The 296-nt window shown below is 64.2% G+C and carries 1 pseudogene; it reads right to left on the bottom strand.

Annotated elements, in window-relative coordinates:
* A pseudogene (locus DK26_RS28330) lies at window positions 1-296 on the bottom strand (Y-family DNA polymerase); the annotation flags it as partial.

Raw genomic sequence — 296 nt, 5'->3', positions numbered from 1 at the left:
ACACCCGTCCAGGTTGACACCGTCGACCGCAGGTCCCGACCGAGTTCCTCGCGTTGCTCCGGGACGACCGGCGTCAGGTCGAGGAAGCTCTCGTCGATCGAGTAGATCTCGATGTCAGGCGCGAATCCCTGGTACACCGTGTTCATGCGGCGGCTCATGTCCCCGTACAGCGTGTAGTTCGATGAGAAGACGACGACGCCCTCGCGCTTACAAAGTTCGCGGATCGTGAACATCGGCGCACCCATCCGGATGCCTAGCGCCTTGGCCTCGGCCGTCCGGGCGACCGCGCAGCCATC

The organism is Allobosea sp. WAO (assembly GCF_001509835.1).
Taxonomy (GTDB): Bacteria; Pseudomonadota; Alphaproteobacteria; order Rhizobiales; family Beijerinckiaceae; genus Allobosea.
Note: the sequence above shows the minus strand (reverse complement) of the source record. Positions and strands in the feature narration are given on the sequence as shown.